Genomic DNA, 14512 nt, shown 5'->3' with positions numbered 1-14512 from the left:
CAATCTGATAAACAATCGGTCCGTTTAAAAGTTCTGTTTGATTACTACATCTGTTGATAATCTTTGGCTAGCCCTCCTTCTCCAGTTTCTTTGTAAAGAGAAGGCAGATCGTGTCCTGTCTGTTTCATGACGTCTACAACCTTATCAAAGGAAACTCGATGTATTCCATCGCTAAAAGATGCGTAAATATTTGCGTCTAAAGCCCGAGCTGCAGCATAAGCATTTCGTTCTATACAAGGAATTTGTACCATACCGCATACTGGGTCACAAGTCATACCTAAGTGATGTTCCAGACCCATTTCTGCTGCGTACTCTATTTGAGCTGGGCTGCCTCCGAATAGTTGGTTAGCGGCAGCGGAAGCCATGGCACAAGCAACGCCGACCTCTCCTTGACAACCGACTTCTGCCCCGGAAATAGATGCATTTGTTTTTACAATATTACCGATTAGTCCTGCAGTAGCAAGAGCCCTGAATATGCGTATGTCACTAAATGATCTACTTTCTTGTAAATGATATAAAACTGCTGGCAGTACTCCACATGAACCACAGGTCGGAGCTGTTACTATTTTTCCTCCGGATGCATTTTCTTCACTAGCTGCCAGTGCATATGCGAAGACTAATCCCCGGGATTGTAAAGGTTGTTTATATCCAGATGCTCTTATAAAATAGGTTGAGGCTTTTCTTCTTAAATGTAGTGGTCCAGGTAATACTCCTTCTTCATCAAGGCCTCTTTTTATACTTTCTTTCATAGCTTTCCATATTTCGGATAGATAATCCCAAATATCTGATTCTTCACAATCTTTTACATATTCCCAGTAATTCTTACCATTGATTTCACACCAATTGAGGATTTCATTCATATGGTGCATGTTGTAAATTGGATTTGAACTCTCCATAGGTTTGTTTTCTTCAGCTAATGCCCCACCACCTATACTATAAACAGTCCATTTATCAATAATATTTTTATGAGAATCTAAGGCTTTGAATACCATTCCATTAGGGTGGAAAGGAAGGAAAATCTTAGGTTGCCACTCAATTTCAACTTCTCCTGCAGTTTGTAAAACGTTAAGTATGGCTACATCTGTCATATGACCTTTTCCTGTTGCAGCTAGACTTCCAAATAAGGTGACATGAAAAGATTTGCAATCTGGATGTTTTTTAAGAAAAAGTTCTGCCGCTTTTTGTGGTCCCATGGTATGACTACTGGAAGGACCGTTGCCTATTTTATATATTTCTTTTATAGAATACATCATAAGGATAATGTTTATTATTGGCAAAAATACGTATTTCATTTTCAGATAAGAGAATAAAATAATAATTTTTGTCTGTATAAATAAAAATACTAGAGTATCATTTATTTACTCTGGTATTTTTATTTTTTGAGATTATTTTATAAAGTGACACCTGTTTTGAATATGGCTATCTCTCGATAATTTTTCTTTTCATTCTGGGTATATTTTCCACTGGCTATTTCGATAATGAAATTAATAAATCGATTGGCAAGAGATTCCATATTTTCGTTTTCGAGTAGGGTACCTGCATCGAAGTCTATCCAACCGGGCTTATGTTTGTAAAGAGGTGTATTTGTTGATATCTTTACTGTTGGGACGAATGTTCCAAAAGGTGTACCTCGTCCTGTCGTGAATAGTACCATTTGGCAACCACTGGCTGCGAGGGCAGTGGCTGCAACAAGATCGTTGCCTGGTGCACTTAGTAGATTTAGCCCATGAGTTTGTATTTTTTCCCCATATCTTAAGACATCTCTTACGGGAGATTTGCCACATTTCTGAGTACAGCCAAGAGATTTTTCTTCAAGTGTGGAAATTCCTCCGGCTTTATTCCCGGGAGAAGGGTTTTCGTATACAGGTTGATGATTGTCTATAAAATATTTTTTGAAATTATTGATAAGCTGTACTGTTTTGTTGAAAATTTCGCGATTTTCGCAACGATTCATTAAAATGGTTTCGGCTCCAAACATTTCCGGGACTTCTGTTAATACAGCTGTGCCTCCTTGTGAGATAAGAAAGTCTGAGAATACCCCCAATAAAGGATTGGCTGTAATGCCGGAAAAGCCATCTGAACCACCACATTTAAGGCCTATACGGAGTTTATTTATAGGCATTTCGATACGCCTATCTTTTGAGGCTATTTTATATAGCTCTCTTAGGAGTTTCATTCCTTCCTCAAATTCATCGTCGACCTTCTGACATTCCATGAAACGTACCCGTTCTGTATCATATTCACCAAGAAATTCTTTAAATGAGTTTAGTTGATTATTTTCGCAACCGAGTCCGACGAGCAGAACTCCTCCAGCGTTCGGGTGTAATACCATATCTCGTAAAATTTTACGAGTATTTTCATGGTCGTCACCTAATTGGGAGCAACCGTAGTTATGAGTATAAGCGACAATAGAATCAATATGAGAATCTTTTGCTTCTTGTCGCAAAGATTGTGCTAATTGATTGACAATACCGTTTACGCATCCTACTGTAGGTATAATCCAAATTTCATTACGTATTCCTGCCTCCCCATTTTTGCGTCTATAACCTTTGAAAGTAAGGCTCTTGTTCTGAATATCAATATGAGTCAGAGCTGGAGTGTATTCGTAATTGAGAATACCTTTGAGATTTGTCCTTATATTTTTCTCATTTATCCAAGACCCTTGAGATATAGGTGTTATGGTATGACCTATTGGATATCCGTATTTAATGATATTTTCATCTACGTTAAAATCTTTTAGGGCAATTTTATGGCCTGCAGGAATATCTTCTTGTATGGTTATTATATTTTTATTGTTTACTGTAATATTTTCTCCTTTTTTTAAAGGATGAATGGCTACAGCCACATTGTCATCTGGATTGATTTTTATGAAATTAACGGTAGACATATTATAGAATTGATTTGACGGTTTCTTCCATTCCTTTGTCTTGAATCATTTGTAAGTAGCCACATAATTTTTTAGATAATCCGGGTATGAGATTTAAATCTTCTTCCCAGATAAATGTAGCACCAAGGACTCCTTTAGCGAGATTTTCCATATTATTTTCAGCCCATAATTTTGAAAGCAATTCAATGATTGCTGGGTCATCATTAGGTATTATTTCGTCATTTCCTCTTTTTCCTCCTTTATAATAGACAATAATGCCTGCTAATCCAAGTACTAAGCCTGAAGGCAATTCTCCTTTTCTTTCCAAATATTTTTTAAGTCCCGGTAGGTCTCTGGTTTTAAATTTAGGAAAAGAATTGAGCATAATACTTGTGACGAAATGTTTTACAAATGGATTCCGAAAACGTTCCATTACTGCATCTGCAAATTGTATTAGTTCTTCTTGAGGCAGGTCGAGAGTCTGGAGTAGTTCGTCATACATTACTTTTTTTACATATCTGCCGATGACTGGTGATTCGCAACATTCTTTTACTGTATTTAAGCCGGAAAGATATCCGATTGGAGATAAAACAGTGTGAGGTCCGTTCAGAAGAGTTACTTTACGATCATGATACGGTTTCTCGCTGGGTACAAATAATACATTTAGTCCAGCTTTATCTGCCGGGAACTCTTTAGATACAGATTGAGGTGCTTCGATAACCCATAAATGGAAGATTTCTCCTTTTACGACTAATTTGTCTTCTAATTGTATATGTTCTAATATTTCGTTTATCGAGTCTTTGGGATAGCCGGGGACAATGCGGTCTACTAAAGTACAATATATGCTACATGCTGTATCGAACCATTTTTTGAATTCGTGTCCGAGATTCCAAAGTTCGATATATTGTTCGATACATTTTTTAAGTTCATGACCATTGTTAAAAATGAGCTCACAAGGAAAAATAATGAAGCCCTTATCTGGAGCTCCGTTGAAGGTCTTGAAACGATGATACAATAGTTGTGTTAATTTTCCTGGATATGATTTGGCCGGAATATCTTCCAACTTACATTGTGGATCAAAAGTTATTCCTGCTTCTGTTGTATTTGAAATAATAAATCGTGTTTCAGGATTTTCAGCGAGCTTGATATATTCGTTGTATTGAGTATAAGGGTTTATGCCTCGGCTGATTACATCAATAAGTTGTATATTGTCAACAGCTTTCCCATTTTCCAACCCCTGAAGGTTGACGTGATATAATCCGTCTTGTTCATTTAATACATTTATCATACCTTTTTCGAGTGGTTGTACGACAACGACGCTACTATTGAAATTGGCTTTTTGATTCATATTGTAGATAATCCAGTCTACGAATGCTCGTAAAAAATTACCTTCACCGAATTGAATGATACGTTCAGGATATCTGTTTGTTTTAATAGTGTTTCTGTTTAATGTCTTCATTATTTGATATTTTAAAAGATGATTTATTGTAATAATTGATTCTGTATTAGTTTAGATAATGGTAAATTCTTGATAAAAATCAATATTTTCTTGTGTTAATATATCAATGGGCATAAAGTTTGTTCGTTTTATTTTGTTTTTGAATATTTTGTATTCGCATAAAGCTTTTAATCCTTTGTAGCTTTGTATCTCTGGTCGTTGTGCCAATAGATAGCAAATTTTATTTTTTTTTAATGCTATAACATTCTTTTCTAATAAATCGTATCCGATGAGTTTGATATCATCTATATAATTTGTGGTTAAATAATCCGCAATCAGATAAGCTCTGGAGTTAAATGTTACCCCTTTCTTTATTTGAGGATAATGATTGAAAAAGTCTTTTAAAATTTTATCGTTTTTATCCGTGTCGTGAGCATATATTTTTACCGAATGAATGACAGTATCAGGATAATAGTCAGATATATATTTTTTAAATCCGTTTATCCGTAGTTCTGTTTGATTTGACTCGGAGTTTCCGGTGCGATATGCTTGAAAAATAGCTATGTCGGAATTATTTTTTTCGTCTTTTAATAAAAGTTTTGCTGCGAGATATCCACTTTTGAACGAATGCATGCCAAAATAGCTCAATGCATTGAGTTCAGAAATATCTGAATCGATAAATACAAATGGAATATTTTTGATTCTTAATTCTTTTGTGAGGATTATCGTTTGTTCTTTAAAAACAGGAGCTAATAATACTCCATCAGGAGATTGTATCAGAATAGTATTTATAGATTGAATGAAAGATGTCTCATTGTATTGGTCGAAGAAGATTTGTTGGACGTTAATATTTAGATCTAAAAGTTCTTTAGCAGCATTGTCTACTCCTATTTTTATATCATACCAGTATTCTCCTTTCTTGGCTTCAGGTAGTAGAGTAATGAATGTATATTTTTTTTTTGAAGCTAAGGCTGTAGCATATATGTTGGGTTGGTAATTTAATTCTGTAAGTATCTTTTCTATTTTTTCTCGGCTTTTTTGAGAAACTTCACCACGATTATGTAAAACACGGTCTACTGTACCAGTAGAGACTCCTGCCAGGGCAGCGATATCTTTTATTCGTATTTTATCTGGTAATTTACACATTCTACTTATATATTATTATTCGTGTGTGCACACGATTTAAAAATTGTTACTTAATTTGTGGCAAATATAAAGTAAAATTTTGGTATGACATAAAAAAGTCGTATTTTCGTGCTCGGACACGGAAAAATATTTTTCTGTGTAGATATGAGTAATTGAAATAACATACTTAGAAGGATATCGATATGAAGAATTTTATGGGAAAAGATTTTTTGCTTGAGACCGATATGGCTAAGCAATTATATCATGAGCATGCAGCTAAAATGCCGATTATAGATTATCACTGTCATCTGATACCTAAAATGGTGTCAGATAATCATCAATTTAGAAGTTTGACGGAAATTTGGCTGGGGGGTGATCATTATAAATGGCGTGCGATGAGAACAAATGGAGTGGACGAAAAGTATATTACAGGGAAAGACTCTTCAGATTGGGAAAAATTTGAAAAATGGGCAGAGACTGTTCCTTACACTATGCGCAATCCTTTATATCATTGGACACATCTTGAACTTAAGACAGCTTTTGGCATAGATAAAATATTGAATTCTAAAACAGCTCGAGAAATATATGATGAATGTAATGAAAAGTTGTCTCATCCAGAATATTCAGCCAGAGGTTTGATGCGCCGTTATCGTGTGGAAGTGGTATGTACGACTGATGACCCTATAGACTCATTGGAGTATCATATAAAGACACGTGAAAGTGGTTTTGAGATAAAAATGCTTCCGACTTGGCGTCCTGATAAGGCAATGGCGGTAGAGGTTCCTGCTGATTTTAAGAATTATGTCGAAAAGTTAGCAGAAGTCAGTGGAGTCTGTATATCGTCTTTTGATGATATGATAATGGCACTCCAGAATCGGCATGATTTTTTTGCAGAGCAAGGCTGTAAGTTATCTGATCATGGAATTGAAGAATTTTATGCAGAAGATTATACCGACGCTGAGATTAGAGTTATATTTAATAAAGTGTATGGAGGTAAGGACTTAACATATGAGGAGATTTTAAAGTTTAAGTCGGCCATGTTGGTAATATTCGGAGAAATGGATTACGAAACAGGTTGGACTCAGCAATTTCATTATGGGGCGATTCGTAATAATAATACGAATATGTTTAGATTGTTGGGACCGGACACCGGATTTGATTCAATTGGCGAATTTATGACGGCAAAGGCTATGGCAAAATATTTAGACCGATTGAATTCGAAGGGGAAATTGACAAAAACAATTTTGTACAATCTCAATCCCTGTGCCAATGAGGTAATAGCTACTATGATTGGTAATTTTCAAGATGGTTCTATTCCTGGAAAAATTCAGTTTGGCTCGGGTTGGTGGTTTCTTGATCAGAAAGATGGTATGGAGAAACAAATGAATGCATTGTCTACTTTAGGATTGTTGAGCCGTTTTGTAGGAATGTTGACTGATTCTCGTAGTTTTTTATCTTATCCGCGCCATGAGTATTTTCGTCGCACGTTGTGTAATTTGATAGGACGAGATATTGAAAATGGGGAAATACCGGTTTCTGAAATAGAGCGAGTTAATCAAATGGTGGAGGATATAAGCTATTACAATGCGAAAAATTTTTTCAAATTTTGATGAGAATATTTTATATAGAAATTGAAATGTCCCCCAAAAGTCAGACACAAGACTTTTGGGGATACTTCAATTTACAAATGAGACAGCCTTACTTATAAGGTTGTAAATTGGATTGTAAAATATATTATTTCAGCCCTATTTTTTTACAGAAAAAGAGGGAAATAAGGGGGGGACTTTGGAGAGATTTCATCTTATAGTTTTATACTGATGAAATTCTATTTTGAGACAGCCTTTTTTATTTTCGACGTTATACTTTAGTCATTTAGTATTTTTTTTTCCTTGATGAGGTCATTCTCATTTAGTTGAGGGGAAGGAACAGTACAAGTCTTGATATAATCCCCTTCTTGGCAAGTATAATTATAGTATATTTCTTGTTCTGCAGTTAGTTTATCTTTGGGTATCAATTCACCTTTTAGTTCTAAGAAGTCATCCATACAGGTGCTATCTGATATTTTTACGAATACAATACGTCGAGCGATAGGATTACGGTTATAGTCGAGACATAAATAAAGCCCTTTGAGCATCTGAGGATAGTCAAACATCGGTAATTGTAGATATATTGTGAATAGAGCTAATTGTGGCGTTTCTCTTTCATTGAACATGATATATGCATTTTGATGATTGTTCAGCAATCCTATTCCTCTATGAGTAGAATGGTATGCACTCATATGGGTTACTTGTACATAGTCGTTTCCTTCAGAGGAAGCGATTAGATACGGTTCAGCCTTCAGGCTATCGGTAGATGAGGAAAGGCTGTAACTCATGTAGATTCCGCTATAATTATATATTTCTTGGGCAGAATGTTGCATTTCTTCATTTAACATTTCAATAAATTGATTTTCTTTATTTGAATGGTTGAGGGAAGGTTCCAGTTCGAAGAGGCGAGTTTTCAGCTCTTGAATATTTCCCATTAATTTTTTCTTTGAAACGTTATTCACTTGGGATAATGCATAATCTAGGGCTTCTTCTTTTGGAGTACCCTTACGTACTGTATTGGCAAATGTAGGTAGGACATTGGAGTATAAAGAAGATAGTACACTGGGAGCTAAGTTGGTATAATCAGCTATTTCTTTCATCTTTACTCCACGATTTCTTAAATATTCTATTTGCTTATATATTTCAAATAATTCGTCCATTATATACCCTAATTTATCATTTATTTTACAAAAATCAAGATTCGATGTGATAATATAATTGCATAAATGTTACATTAATGTTACTTTATTTTTACCTTGATTATAAAGATTATAAATAATAAATATTCATTTTTTTGCTAAAATTGGCATTATACTTTTGTCCCAAAATCAAAGAAAGTAATTATGATATTGGGAAATAAATTGTCGTTGGTAACGAAAGAAAAAATTTCAAATATATTATTTGTCTTTTGGACTGGTGGAGCAGCTTTACTCTCATATGCTTTAGTGTATGCTTTAAGAAAACCTTTTACAGCTGCAACGTTTGAAGGATTAGAGTTTTTTGGACTAGACTATAAAGTTGCAACGAGCATTATCCAAATCTTCGGTTATCTGATTTCGAAATTTATCGGTATAAAGATGATTTCAGAATTGAAAAAAGAGGGACGTTTACGATTTATGATAACATCGGTTGCTGTTGCTGAAATATCATTGGTATTGTTTGGCTGTTTACCTCGTCCTTTTAATGTTTTTGCTCTATTTTTTAATGGGCTTTCTTTGGGATGTATGTGGGGAGTTATTTTTAGTTTTTTAGAGGGACGAAGAGTAACTGACTTGTTGGCTAGCTTAATGGGCTTGAGTATTGCTGTGAGTTCTGGAACAGCAAAGTCTATCGGATTATTTGTTATTGATACATTACATGTTAGTGAATTCTGGATGCCAGCGTTGATTGGAGCTTTTGCATTTCCTTTATTGTCATTATTAGGATATCTTCTTAATCGTATGCCTCAGCCGGATGCGCGGGACAAAGAACTAAGGACAGAGAGGGTTACTTTGGATAGTAAGGGACGTATGGAACTATTTAGAAGTTTTATGCCGCTATTGACTATGCTGTTTTTTGCAAATCTTTTTATCACGGTTCTACAGGATATTAAAGAAGATTTTTTGGTAAAAATATTGGATGTAAATACTCATAATTATTCATCTTGGTTATTTGCCCGTGTCGATGGAATTGTAACGGTGATAATATTAATTATTTTTGGTTCTATGTCTCTGATAAGGAGCAATATTAAAGTTTTGTGTTTACTATTATTTCTTGTAATGGGAGGAGCTGCGACGTTGAGCTTTGTAGCATTTCATTATTATGAATTGCAGCTTAGTCCTTTGACATGGCTTTTTATTCAAAGTTTATGTCTTTATATATCATATCTTAGTTTTCAAACTATATTTTTTGACCGTTTTATAGCATGTTTTAAGATAAGAGGAAATGTGGGCTTTTTTATTGCAACTATTGATTTTATCGGATATACTGGGACAGTTCTTGTATTGGTTGCAAAAGAATTTTTTAATCCTGATATAAATTGGCTCGAATTTTATAATCTGTTATCGGGATATGTTGGTGTTATTTGTTTTATTGTATTTTTGTGTTCGGTTATTTATTTAGTACAACGATATCGGAAGGAATATAATTTTACGTTGAAATCTCCGGTAGATAAAGTTTTTACTGAACGTTCTTTTAGTATTAAATCGACTACAATTTAAGAAAAATATTATATCATTTTTTAATAAAAGCAATATGAATAAAATTGATTGCATAATTATGGACTGGGCCGGTTCTGCCGTAGACTATGGATGTTTTGCTCCGGTAGCGGCTTTTTTAAAAGCTTTTGATGAAATAGGTATGGAGATAACGATGGAGCAAGCTCGTCGTCCTATGGGAATGGCAAAGATAGACCATATTCGTGAATTGTTTAAGATGCATGAGGTAACAACAGCGTTTGAGAAGAAATATAATCGGGGATGGAATGAAGAGGATGTTATAGCAATGAATGAAAAATTTGAACAGTATCTTTTTTCTTCATTGAGAGAATATACCGATCCTATACCTGGAGTTATTGAGATATTGTCGGATTTGGGAAAAAGTGGCATAAAGATAGGGTCTACGACAGGGTATACACGTGCCATGATGGATGTAGTGTTACCAGAAGCCCAAAAGAAAGGGTATAGTGTCGATAATTGCGTGACACCGGATGGTTTACCTGCAGGCCGTCCATATCCTTATATGATATATAAAAATATGATAGATCTTTCTGTGCCATCAGTAAAAAATATAATCAAATATGGAGATACGATTGCCGATATAAAGGAAGGTGTTAGTGCTGGGGTATGGACAGTCGGGGTCATATTGGGAAGTAATGAAATGGGATTGACATTAGCAGAAACTAAAGAGTTGGATTCTGATGTTTTGAATGAGAGAAAAGCTGAAGTTCGACGTCGTATGCTTTATGCTGGGGCTCATTATGTTGTGGATACGATTGAGGAATTACCGGAAATTGTAAAGATTATAAATCATAAAATGGAATTTTGAATAATTAATTATAGATAGAACGAATTATGAAACCTTATATTTTATTGACTCCTGGACCGTTAACAACCTCTGATACTGTAAAACAAGTAATGATGGCCGATTGGTGTACGTGGGACGAGGATTACAATTTGCATATAGTAGAAGAAATACGGCATAATTTGGTTGCTTTGGCGACGAAGAAACCTGAGTTGTATACAGCAATTTTATTGCAGGGAAGTGGCACTTATTGTGTTGAGGCTGTTTTAGGAAGTGCTATTGCTCCACAAAATCGATTACTTATTCTAAGTAATGGTGCTTATGGTGATCGTATGGGAACGATTGCAGAATATCATAAGTTGAATTATGACATTATTGAGTTTGATGAAATATCTCAGGTTTCGGAGGTAACTCTTGAAGAGCACTTATTAAAAAACCCTGATATAACTCATGTTGCTGTTGTCCATTGTGAAACTACTACTGGGGTTCTAAACCCGTTAAGAAAGATTTCTCGAGTAGTCAGAAAACATGGACGGAAATTCATTGTAGATGCTATGAGTAGTTTTGGTGGAGTTCCTATGGATGTTGAAGAATTAGGGATCGATTTTATGATTAGTAGTGCTAATAAATGTATTCAAGGTGTACCTGGATTTGGTTTTATTATAGCAAGAAAGTCAGAATTGTTGAGATGTAAGGGCATTTCTCCATCTCTTTCTCTTGATATTTATGCTCAATGGGAAGCAATGGAAAAAGGTCATGGGAAATGGCGATTTACCTCTCCAACTCATGTTGTACGGGCGTTTAAGCAGGCTATGCAGGAATTGGCTGACGAAGGAGGTGTAGAGGCTCGAAATAAACGATATGTTGAAAACCACCGGATATTAGTTGAGGGCATGCGTTCGTTAGGTTTTGAGACTTTGTTACCCGATGATATCCAGTCTCCAATAATTACATCTTTTTTGTATCCGAAAAAGGATTTTGATTTTAAATCGTTTTATACTCAGTTGAAGGAAAAAGGTTTTGTTATTTATCCGGGAAAAATTTCTCAAGCCGATACTTTTCGTATTGGAAATATTGGAGATGTATACCCTAAAGATTTTGATAGGCTTATTGATGCTATTCGTCAAACAAAATATTGATTCACTGGGATTTGATAAAAAGAGGATGCGTCATCATTTCGACGTATCCTCTTTTTATTTCTATATACTAAGCCAGTTTGTTTATTGAACAAAATATCCGACGGGATGACATAGCATTATAGCCTGTTGTCCGGTGAGTTTGAGGGCTTTGTAAAGTGTGTCTTTGTCCATACTGCCTCGAGGGTATGTTGCAAGTCCTGTCCCTGAACAGAAAAGAGATATATTTTGGGATACAATGCCGGCGTCGATAGCTCCCCACTCTTTGTTTGTATCACTGACCAATATAAGGCATACAGGAGCTGCGGCAGGTCTGCTGTCTCCAGAAGAAATTGGGACAAGAGTATGTTTTTGATGGTTGTATAAGTAAGAACCTTTAGCTGTACATACATATACTTTTATGTCTTGATGATTCATAGCAGATGGTGCAGTTCTTTTACCGGATTCAGGACGATTTATGCCGTTTGCTGCCCATAATAGATCAGATATATCTTGTAGAGAAAGTTCTTTTGAAGAAAATTGCCTGGTGGACTGTCTTTTTTCTAAAGCTTGCATAATAGGTATTCCTCGTTTTAAGTTGGGTTTATTTAATATTATGCCTTGTAGTTCACTATTTTTACTTTCAAAAATTTTTTCTGTTTTGGTATTTGCGTATAACATAATACTGATTCCTAATGAAAATAATATCAGAATAATTTTTCTCATAAAAGTAAAATTTGAATAGATACTTGAATATTGTTAAATTTATCTTTGATTTTATATTGCAAATGTAGAAATAAGCATTTTTTATTATCAATAATAGGCGAATATTTTTATATTATCTATTGGGAAAAGGTTGTGGAGTAGATAAAGTCCCTCCTAAATTAAATACCTGATTGTTGGGCAATTCTTTATTTCCTACACCTTGAGTCATAAGGGCTTTTAAAGCGTTGAGATGATAAAAGTAGATTTGTCGGGGAAATGTATTGTATTTTTTACAGAGGGAGGCTGCCATGCCAACGACTTCTCCCATCATTCCGGTAGTACGCATTACTCGTGTTGTACCGAGAGCTACATGAGTTACACTTATGTTACGCCCGGCCATAAATAGATTATCGATATTACGAGAATAGAGACAACGGTAAGGAATAGGGTAAGGATAGATATTTATATGTTTTGTTTCAGCTTTGAATTCATTTCCAGGGAAGTGTTTAGAATTTTTCGGATCGGGAAAATGTAGGTCTATTGACCAAGTTGTAGTAGCCGAACCATCTTCGTGAAATACATTTTTTTCAATATCATCCTGTTTTAATATATAGTCACCTAATAATCGACGTGATTCTCGTTTGCCGGCGATATAAGCAACCCAGTCTAATTTTCTCTTTTTGTATTCACTATTATCTTTTAAATCATTTTTGAGATAACTCCAATTGGAATATACGACTAATAGCCCATAATCACGTATGCGTTCGAAATCTTTTATTTGATCTTTGTTCATCCCAGTTTCCCAAGTCCATTCGCCCATGGTAACTTTTTCGCAGTTTTCATCATTAAAATTTATTCCGTAATGGAAGTGTGGAAATTTGGATGTTTTTTCTTCTTTTTTCGAATACCATTGTACGGAAGCTCCCATAGTCATTTTATCTGCTTTGGCAGGAGCTATGTCTTCACCGAATTCGTCACGACCTTCACGTCCCATGAGGTAATCGGCACCAGCAAGATAACCAATGGTCCCATCTCCTGTACAATCGGAGAATATAGGTGCAGATAATTCTATTTCTTGACTGTTTTCTATATGTTTGGCCGTAATAGATTTTATCTTTTTCCCATCCATTTTGACAGAAATGGCCCTATAATTGGGGAAAAATGTAATGTTTTTTTCTTTTTTGACAATTTCTTCCTTTTTAGAATCTTCATAAAACTCTGCGGGCTGAGCATTTCCTCCACGGCTGTGTCCGAATTCTTTTTGTAGACTACCTAATGCTTTATAAGGTCCAACTTCTATACGTCCACCCAGATGAACACGTACTTCTGAGCTGTTATTGCCACCTAATATTGGTCGGTCGTTTACAAGGGCGACTTTGCATCCCAGCCGGGCTGCAGATACTGCTGCTGAAATACCAGCGATACCACCACCGATAACTACAAAATCGAAAGAACCAGCACTTTGTGGTTTTGATGGTATTTTTAGAGCATTGTTTCTAAATTCCTGCAAAGCCTTATCGCTAACGGGTAACAGTATATCTTTATTGGTTGTAAAATAAATTGCATCACATCGTCCATCGAAACCACTTAAATCCCGTAACCCTATTTTTACTTGTGTATTTTTTATATTTATTTTTCCAGCTTCTTGCCACATCCAAGAATTGCCAGTAGTTCCTAATTCTGTTTTTACAGATTGTCCGTCAATAGTTAACGTAAACTTTCCGGGTCCGTCTCCTGTGTACCATGGACTTGTCCAGTTATATGTGCGTACGTAGATGTAGTATGTTCCTGTTTGAGGAAAGTTTGCGGTAGTAGTAGCATCATCTACAGGAGTTCCGAGACCGTGAGCTATTAGGTAGGAAGAGCCCATTAGGTCCATGAACTGTTGGTCGATAGACCATCCACCTTTTTTCTCGAAACTTTCAGCTTCGAGAAATAGTTCCGCTGATTGTATCTGGGTGTAATAACTTAAAAATAGGATGATAAGTGATAATAAATGTTTCATGATATGAGCTAAACCTTTATATGATAATTTGTTCTATAAAAGCAAATATACAATTTTTTGAGGTAAGTGATTGAAAACTTGTTGTAAATTCTATGATAGAAGTGGAAGAGAAAGGGGATCGATATATTTAAATAAATTTTTTATATATAATGTTTTAAATATAAAAAATAA

The 14512-nt window shown here is 35.1% G+C and carries 11 protein-coding genes; 4 read left to right on the top strand and 7 right to left on the bottom strand.

The window, feature by feature from the left end; genetic code table 11:
- Positions 1-44: 44 nt before the first annotated feature.
- The 4 genes from Cop2CBH44_RS07005 to Cop2CBH44_RS06990 form a co-directional block, all read right to left on the bottom strand.
- Positions 45-1250: an L-serine ammonia-lyase gene (locus tag Cop2CBH44_RS07005; RefSeq protein ID WP_055096659.1), complete on the bottom strand. Its 1206-nt coding sequence runs from the start codon at positions 1248-1250 to the stop codon at positions 45-47.
- A 140-nt stretch (positions 1251-1390) separates the two neighbouring features.
- Positions 1391-2887, bottom strand: coding sequence for a UxaA family hydrolase (locus Cop2CBH44_RS07000; protein ID WP_021931175.1), 1497 nt, complete (start codon positions 2885-2887; stop codon positions 1391-1393).
- Between the two features lies 1 nt (position 2888).
- The gene (locus tag Cop2CBH44_RS06995; RefSeq protein WP_055096656.1) at positions 2889-4325 is read right to left on the bottom strand and encodes a tagaturonate reductase; all 1437 of its coding nucleotides are present in this window, start codon (positions 4323-4325) and stop codon (positions 2889-2891) included.
- 51 nt (positions 4326-4376) lie between these two features.
- Positions 4377-5450, bottom strand: a complete 1074-nt coding sequence (locus Cop2CBH44_RS06990) for a LacI family DNA-binding transcriptional regulator (RefSeq protein ID WP_055096654.1) — start codon at positions 5448-5450, stop codon at positions 4377-4379.
- A gap of 182 nt (positions 5451-5632) precedes the next feature.
- Here Cop2CBH44_RS06990 and uxaC point away from each other — a divergent pair, with 182 nt between their 5' ends.
- The gene (gene uxaC / locus Cop2CBH44_RS06985) at positions 5633-7039 is read left to right on the top strand and encodes a glucuronate isomerase (protein ID WP_044227936.1); all 1407 of its coding nucleotides are present in this window, start codon (positions 5633-5635) and stop codon (positions 7037-7039) included.
- Between the two features lie 254 nt (positions 7040-7293).
- Here the strand turns inward: uxaC and Cop2CBH44_RS06980 are convergent, their stop codons facing one another.
- Complete coding sequence (locus tag Cop2CBH44_RS06980; protein WP_044227939.1) at positions 7294-8175, bottom strand: hypothetical protein; 882 nt, start codon at positions 8173-8175, stop codon at positions 7294-7296.
- 183 nt (positions 8176-8358) lie between these two features.
- On the opposite strand from Cop2CBH44_RS06980, the gene Cop2CBH44_RS06975 reads away from it, so the two are divergent.
- From Cop2CBH44_RS06975 to phnW, 3 genes are read left to right on the top strand one after another with little or no spacing between them, the layout of a single operon-like run.
- Complete coding sequence (locus Cop2CBH44_RS06975; protein WP_200755794.1) at positions 8359-9714, top strand: DUF5690 family protein; 1356 nt, start codon at positions 8359-8361, stop codon at positions 9712-9714.
- A gap of 34 nt (positions 9715-9748) precedes the next feature.
- Positions 9749-10540 (top strand): phosphonoacetaldehyde hydrolase, encoded by a 792-nt coding sequence (gene phnX / locus Cop2CBH44_RS06970; protein WP_200755793.1) that lies wholly within the window; start codon positions 9749-9751, stop codon positions 10538-10540.
- Between the two features lie 26 nt (positions 10541-10566).
- Positions 10567-11655, top strand: a complete 1089-nt coding sequence (gene phnW, locus Cop2CBH44_RS06965) for a 2-aminoethylphosphonate--pyruvate transaminase (protein WP_021931168.1) — start codon at positions 10567-10569, stop codon at positions 11653-11655.
- Positions 11656-11736: 81 nt separating this feature from the next.
- Here the strand turns inward: phnW and Cop2CBH44_RS06960 are convergent, their stop codons facing one another.
- A complete protein-coding gene (locus Cop2CBH44_RS06960) occupies positions 11737-12357 on the bottom strand; it encodes a SagB/ThcOx family dehydrogenase (protein WP_021931167.1) in 621 nt (206 codons plus the stop codon).
- Positions 12358-12469: 112 nt separating this feature from the next.
- Complete coding sequence (locus Cop2CBH44_RS06955) at positions 12470-14341, bottom strand: FAD-dependent oxidoreductase (RefSeq protein ID WP_021931166.1); 1872 nt, start codon at positions 14339-14341, stop codon at positions 12470-12472.
- Positions 14342-14512 lie beyond the last annotated feature (171 nt).

Origin of the sequence: Coprobacter secundus subsp. similis (assembly GCF_015097275.1) — a bacterium.
Lineage (GTDB): Bacteria > Bacteroidota > Bacteroidia > Bacteroidales > Coprobacteraceae > Coprobacter > Coprobacter secundus.
This window is presented reverse-complemented; position numbering and strand designations above follow the sequence as displayed.

What these genes read in the sequence shown, in the direction of transcription:
- phnX (WP_200755793.1), top strand. Translation starts at nt 9,749, where the DNA reads ATGAATAAAATTGATTGCATAATTATGGACTGGGCCGGTTCTGCCGTA.
- Cop2CBH44_RS07000 (WP_021931175.1), bottom strand. Translation starts at nt 2,887, where the DNA reads ATGTCTACCGTTAATTTCATAAAAATCAATCCAGATGACAATGTGGCT.
- Cop2CBH44_RS06990 (WP_055096654.1), bottom strand. Translation starts at nt 5,450, where the DNA reads ATGTGTAAATTACCAGATAAAATACGAATAAAAGATATCGCTGCCCTG.
- Cop2CBH44_RS06975 (WP_200755794.1), top strand. Translation starts at nt 8,359, where the DNA reads ATGATATTGGGAAATAAATTGTCGTTGGTAACGAAAGAAAAAATTTCA.
- Cop2CBH44_RS06955 (WP_021931166.1), bottom strand. Translation starts at nt 14,341, where the DNA reads ATGAAACATTTATTATCACTTATCATCCTATTTTTAAGTTATTACACC.
- Cop2CBH44_RS06980 (WP_044227939.1), bottom strand. Translation starts at nt 8,175, where the DNA reads ATGGACGAATTATTTGAAATATATAAGCAAATAGAATATTTAAGAAAT.
- Cop2CBH44_RS06995 (WP_055096656.1), bottom strand. Translation starts at nt 4,325, where the DNA reads ATGAAGACATTAAACAGAAACACTATTAAAACAAACAGATATCCTGAA.
- phnW (WP_021931168.1), top strand. Translation starts at nt 10,567, where the DNA reads ATGAAACCTTATATTTTATTGACTCCTGGACCGTTAACAACCTCTGAT.
- uxaC (WP_044227936.1), top strand. Translation starts at nt 5,633, where the DNA reads ATGAAGAATTTTATGGGAAAAGATTTTTTGCTTGAGACCGATATGGCT.
- Cop2CBH44_RS07005 (WP_055096659.1), bottom strand. Translation starts at nt 1,250, where the DNA reads ATGTATTCTATAAAAGAAATATATAAAATAGGCAACGGTCCTTCCAGT.
- Cop2CBH44_RS06960 (WP_021931167.1), bottom strand. Translation starts at nt 12,357, where the DNA reads ATGAGAAAAATTATTCTGATATTATTTTCATTAGGAATCAGTATTATG.